Source organism: Kitasatospora sp. NPDC007106 (assembly GCF_040634455.1).
Taxonomy (GTDB): domain Bacteria; phylum Actinomycetota; class Actinomycetes; order Streptomycetales; family Streptomycetaceae; genus Kitasatospora; species Kitasatospora arboriphila.
The window spans coordinates 1-4,009 of sequence record NZ_JBEYFP010000560.1; the positions used below are offsets into that span (position 1 = coordinate 1).

5 protein-coding genes are annotated in these 4,009 nt (G+C 75.0%); 4 read left to right on the top strand and 1 reads right to left on the bottom strand.

Annotated features, from left to right (window positions below):
- Positions 1-233: 233 nt before the first annotated feature.
- Positions 234-848: a signal peptidase I gene (gene lepB / locus ABZ641_RS28355; RefSeq protein WP_359986220.1), complete on the bottom strand. Its 615-nt coding sequence runs from the start codon at positions 846-848 to the stop codon at positions 234-236.
- A 264-nt stretch (positions 849-1,112) separates the two neighbouring features.
- Between lepB and ABZ641_RS28360 the strand changes: the two genes are divergently transcribed.
- From ABZ641_RS28360 to ABZ641_RS28375, 4 genes are all read left to right on the top strand, one after another.
- Positions 1,113-2,078 carry an endonuclease/exonuclease/phosphatase family protein gene (locus ABZ641_RS28360; RefSeq protein ID WP_359986223.1) on the top strand — a complete coding sequence of 322 codons (966 nt, stop codon included), beginning with the start codon at positions 1,113-1,115 and terminating at the stop codon, positions 2,076-2,078.
- Positions 2,079-2,390: 312 nt separating this feature from the next.
- The gene (locus ABZ641_RS28365; protein ID WP_344628329.1) at positions 2,391-2,693 is read left to right on the top strand and encodes an urease subunit gamma; all 303 of its coding nucleotides are present in this window, start codon (positions 2,391-2,393) and stop codon (positions 2,691-2,693) included.
- A 14-nt stretch (positions 2,694-2,707) separates the two neighbouring features.
- The gene (locus tag ABZ641_RS28370; protein ID WP_359986227.1) at positions 2,708-3,019 is read left to right on the top strand and encodes an urease subunit beta; all 312 of its coding nucleotides are present in this window, start codon (positions 2,708-2,710) and stop codon (positions 3,017-3,019) included.
- Positions 3,012-4,009, top strand: a 998-nt coding sequence (locus ABZ641_RS28375) for an urease subunit alpha (protein WP_359986230.1), incomplete at its 3' end; no start/stop codon positions are given. The genes ABZ641_RS28370 and ABZ641_RS28375, both read left to right, overlap by 8 nt.

Genomic DNA, 4,009 nt, shown 5'->3' on the forward strand with positions numbered 1-4,009 from the left:
GGGCCGCCCCCGCCGCGGTCAGCGCGGCCGCACCGAGGCCGGCCGCCCCGGTCGCCCGCAGGAACGTGCGGCGCGAGGATTCCCCACCGATCGGACGCTGCGTCATCTGGCCTCCCTGCCAAGGGTTTCGGTCGATGCCCGGCACCCTAGGCGGCCGGTGCGCACCACGCGGTGAACCGGGAACGAACCACCTGCCAACCGCCGCCGAACGCATCCCCGTGGGGTGCCGCCGCTCAGCAACGGCGCCGCGCGGCGAGGAGCGCCACCGGCAGCCCGAGCAGACCCAGCAGGAACAGCACGGCGCCGGCGGCGGCGACCCGGACGAGCGCCGTCGCCGTACCGCTGCCCGGGGCGGGGACCGCGCTCCCGGAGGCCCACACCACGCGGCCGAGGACGGCCCCCTCGGCGAGCGTCCCGTCCCCCTGGCCGAAGAGCTCGGGTACCCGCGAGTCCAGCGCCCCGGTCCGGTTGTCGCCGAGCACGAACAGCCGGTGCGGATTCACCTGGACGCCGAACTCCCGGCCGCCGCCGAGCGCGTACGGCTCGGCGACGAGCGCGCCGTTGCGCCGCAGACCGCCCGCGCCGCAGCAGGCCACCCGGTCCCCGCCGGTGCCGATCAGCCGCAGCACCACCGGGCCCGGCGCCCGGTCGTCCGGCGCGTCCAGCAGCAGCAGGTCACCGCGCTGCACGGTGTCCGCCGGCACCGGCTCGGTGAGCACCACGGAGCCCGGCCGCAGCGTCGGCGCCATCCCGGACCCGCCGACCGCGTGCGCCCGGTACCGGGTCGCCAGCACCGTCCCGGCGGGCGCGCCCAGCACCAGCCCGGCCGCCAGGAGGCCCACCGCCACCCGCATCCCTGTTCGCCGTCTCCGTGCCACCCTGCCTGCTCCTTCACCCCGCCCCGTGGCTCGGACCGTCCGGCGGGGCCGCGTCATCCTACGGACGATCACCGGCCCCGCCGCACACGGGTGATGCACTGCTCCCTCCGGGTGGGGGCCGGTGCGGAACCCGCCCCACCGGGTACGGCGTCCTCGCAGCGGACGGCGACAGGGCCGAGGGCGGAGGGACTGCGGGTGGCACGGGGCGACAGCACGGGGGGCCGGAGCACGGCGGTGGCGGAGCGGACGGAGCCGGAGGCACCCGAGGGGTGGCCCGCCCGGCCCCGCGGCCGGGTGACGGCCGCCCTTGCGGCACTCACCGCACTCCTGCTGATCGGCCACCGGCTGGTCCCCGACGGGGGCTGGCACCTCGGCAGCCTGCTGGAGGCCTTCCTGCCGTGGGTCGGCCTGGCAGTGCCGCTGCTGCTGGCCGCTGCGCTGCTCCGACGCTCACGGCTGGCCCTCGCCGCGGTGCTGCTGCCGGCCGTCGCCTGGGCCGGGCTGTTCGGCGGCCGACTGCTGTCGGGCGGCGACGGCGGGCCCTTCGACCTGACGGTGGTGCAGCACAACGTGGCCGCCGAGAACACCGACCCGGAGGGCACCGCCGCCCGGCTGGCCGGGACGGGCGCCGACCTGCTGGCCGTCGAGGAGCTGATGGAGCCGGCGACCGGGGTGTACGAGCGGATCCTCGGCGAGGTCTACCCGTACCGGGCGCGCTCCGGGACGGTCGGCCTCTGGTCCCGCTTCCCGCTGTCGGACGTCCGGCCGGTGGACCTCAAGCCCGCCGAGGTGCACGAGTACTGGAAGCGCGGGGTCCGGGCCACCGCGCGGACACCCAAGGGCGACCTGGCGGTGTACGTGGCGCACCTGCCCTCGGTGCGGATCTCGCCGGCGGCCGGGTTCACCACACCCCGGCGCGACGAGAGCGCCCGGCTGCTGGCGGCGGCGATCGACGCCGAGCCGCTGCGGCGGATCCTCGTCATGGGCGACATGAACGGCACCCTCGACGACCGCGGACTCGCCCCGGTCACCTCCCGGCTGACGCCCGCCCGGGGCGGCTTCGACTTCAGCTGGCCGGCGGGGTTCCCGCTGGCGCGGATCGACCAGGTGCTGGTGCGGGGGGCTACGCCCGTCCGCACCTGGACCCTCGCCCGGACCGGCAGCGACCACCTGCCGGTGGCGGCCCGGATCCGGCTGTGAGGGGTCAGCCACCAGGGGCGCGGAGGGCGAGCCAATAGGGGCGCGTGGGGGCACCTCCCGGCTGAAGGCTGGGGGAGAACTGCGCAGGTCGAGAGCGGGTCACGCACGAACCAGGTCCTACCCCGAACAGTCTGGATACCCGCTCCCGCATTGCGCAGTTCCCCGCGCCCCTGGTGGTTGGCCCGAGCCCGTAACCAGGGCGGGGGCTGGGCGGTTACGCCTCGGAAAGTAGGGCGTAACCGGTGCACAACAAAGGGCGGATCCAATGTCCTCCTCGTCACCGTCCGACCTCCCACCCCGAGGTGCGTACAGATGAAGCTGACCCCCCGCGAGCAGGAGCGCCTGCTCGTCCACGTCGCCGCCGACGTCGCCCGCTCGCGGCGGGCCCGCGGCCTGCTGCTCAACCACCCCGAGGCGGTGGCACTGATCACCTCGCACGTGCTGGAGGGCGCCCGGGACGGCCGCAGCGTCGCCGAACTCATGGAGTCCGGGCGGCAGGTGCTCACCCGCGAGGACGTGATGGAGGGGATCGCCGAGATGATCCCGGACGTCCAGGTGGAGTGCACCTTCCCGGACGGCACCAAGCTCGTCACCGTCCACGGGCCGATCCAGTGAGCGCGCCGGGCCCCGTGACGCCGGGCGGGATCCTGTACGGCGAGGGGGAGATCGGCCTGAACGCCGGCCGGCCGGTCACCCGGCTGACCGCGGTGAACGCCGCGGACCGGCCGATCCAGGTCGGCTCGCACTACCACTTCGCCGAGGCCAACCCGGGGCTGGAGTTCGACCGGGCGGTTGCCCGCGGGCAGCGGCTCAACATCCCGGCCGGTACCGCCGTCCGCTTCGAGCCGGGCATCCCGGTGGAGGTCGAACTCGTGCCGATCGGCGGCCGCCGCGAGGTGCACGGCCTGCGCGGCGAGACCGGAGGTGCCCTCGATGGCTGACCGCAGCGACCCGTCCGCCCCCGCGCTGCGGCTGAGCCGCGAGCGCTACGCCGACCTGTACGGGCCGACCACCGGCGACCGGATCCGGCTCGCCGACACGGCGCTGCTGATCGAGGTCGAGGAGGACCGCTGCCGCGGCGGCGACGAGGCGGTCTTCGGCGGCGGCAAGGTGATCCGCGAGTCGATGGGGCAGGCCCGGACGAGCCGCGCCGAGGGTGCCCCCGACACCGTGATCACCGGCGCGGTGGTGCTCGACCACTGGGGTGTGGTGAAGGCCGACATCGGCATCCGGGACGGCCGGATCACCGCCCTCGGCAAGGCCGGCAACCCGGAGACCATGGACGGCGTCCACCCGGACCTCGTGATCGGCCCGGAGACCGAGGTGATCGCCGGCAACGGGAAGATCCTCACCGCCGGGGCGATCGACGCCCATGTGCACTTCATCTGCCCGCAGCTCGCCGACGAGGCCCTCGCCTCCGGCATCACCACGCTGATCGGCGGCGGCACCGGCCCCGCCGAGGGCACCAAGGCCACCACCATCACCCCCGGCGGCTGGCACCTCGCCCGGATGTTCGCCGCGATGGACGACCTGCCGCTCAACATCGGCCTGCTCGGCAAGGGCAACACCGTCAACACCGCCGCCATGCACGACCAGTTGAGAGCCGGCGCACTCGGCTTCAAGATCCACGAGGACTGGGGCGCCACCCCGGCCGCGATCGACGCCTGCCTGCGGGTCTGCGACGCGACCGGTGCCCAACTCGCCATCCACACCGACACCCTGAACGAGGCCGGGTTCGTCGCCGACACCCTCGCCGCGATCGCCGGACGCGGCATCCACGCCTACCACACCGAGGGCGCCGGCGGCGGCCACGCCCCCGACATCATCACCGTGGTCTCGCAGCCCAACGTGCTGCCCAGCTCGACCAATCCGACCCGCCCGCACACCGTCAACACCGTCGACGAGCACCTCGACATGCTGATGGTCTGCCA